The sequence below is a fragment of the Peterkaempfera griseoplana genome (genome assembly GCF_001418575.1).
Classification (GTDB): Bacteria; Actinomycetota; Actinomycetes; order Streptomycetales; family Streptomycetaceae; genus Peterkaempfera; species Peterkaempfera griseoplana.
The window spans coordinates 1-1,362 of record NZ_LIQR01000066.1; the positions used below are offsets into that span (position 1 = coordinate 1).

General features: G+C 69.5%; 1 protein-coding gene and 1 pseudogene. Both read left to right on the forward strand.

Annotated features, from left to right (window positions below; all coding sequences use genetic code 11):
• Window positions 1-162 precede the first annotated feature (162 nt).
• Window positions 163-234, forward strand: a pseudogene (locus AOK09_RS43575) (phosphopantetheine-binding protein); the annotation flags it as partial.
• Window positions 235-369: 135 nt separating this feature from the next.
• A partial coding sequence (locus tag AOK09_RS05380) for a condensation domain-containing protein (RefSeq protein ID WP_245687129.1) occupies window positions 370-1,362 on the forward strand: 993 nt, incomplete at its 3' end.

Genomic DNA, 1,362 nt, shown 5'->3' on the forward strand with positions numbered 1-1,362 from the left:
GTGGTGCTGGACGCGCTGCCGTTGACGGTGAACGGGAAGCTGGATCGTCGGGCGTTGCCGGCGCCGGAGTTTGTGACGGGTTCGGGTCGGGGTCCGTCGAGTGTGCGTGAGGAGGTGATCTGTGGGGCGTTTGCTGAGGTGTTGGGGTTGTCGTCGGTGGGGGTGGATGACGATTTCTTCGCGTTGGGTGGGCATTCGTTGTTGGCGGTGCGGTTGGTGGAGGTGTTGAGGGGTCGGGGTGTGTCGGTGTCGGTGCGGGCGTTGTTCCAGACGCCGACGCCTGCGGGGTTGGCGGTGGTGGCGGGTGCGGAGCAGGTGGTGGTGCCGGCGAAGGCGATTCCGGTGGGTGCTCGGGAGATCACTCCGGAGATGTTGCCGTTGGTGGATCTGTCGGTGGAGGAGATCGGGCGGGTGGTGGCGTCGGTGGAGGGTGGTGCGGCGAATGTGGCGGATGTCTATCCGCTGGCGCCGTTGCAGGAGGGGTTGCTCTTCCACCATCTGCTGTCGGAGGGCGGCGAGGACGCCTATGTGATGCCGCTGGTCCTGGAGTTCGAGTCGCGGGACCGGCTCGACGCCCTCGTGGGTGCACTGCAGTGGGTGGTCGACCGGCACGACATCTTCCGTACGTCGGTCGTGTGGGACGGGCTGCGGGAGCCGGTGCAGGTGGTCTGGCGGCGGGCGGAGCTCCCGGTCGAGGAGGTCACGCTCGACCCCCGGGGCACCGATCCGGTCGCCGAGTTGCTCGCGGCGGGCGCGCTCTCGATGGAGCTGGACCGCGCTCCGCTGATCCGCATGCAGGTGGCCGCCGAGCCCGGTACGGGCCGATGGCTCGCCCTGCTGCGTATGCACCACATCGTCCAGGACCACACCGCGATCGAGGTGGTCCTCGGCGAGGTCGAGGCGTACCTGTCCGGTCGTGGTGGTGAGCTTGCGGAGCCGTTGCCGTTCCGGGATTTCGTGGCGCAGGCGCGTGGTGGGGTGGACCGTTCGGAGCACGAGCGGTTCTTCGCGGAGCTGCTGGGGGACGTGGACGAGCCCACCGCCCCCTACGGCCTGGAGGACGTCCGCGGAGTCGGTGCGGACGCGGTCCGCGGCGTGACCCACTTCGAGGAGGACATGACCCGGCGGCTGCGTGAGGTGTCGCGGCGGTTGGGTGCGAGTCCGGCGACGGTGCTGCATGTGGCGTGGGCGCGGGCGTTGGCGGCGGTGAGTGGCCGCGATGATGTGGTGTTCGGGACGGTGCTGTTCGGGCGGATGAACGCCGGTGCCGGTTCGGACCGGGTGCCGGGTCCGTTCATCAACACGCTGCCGGTGCGGGTGCGGGTGGGTGAGTTGGGTGTGCTGGAGGCGGTGTCGGCGATG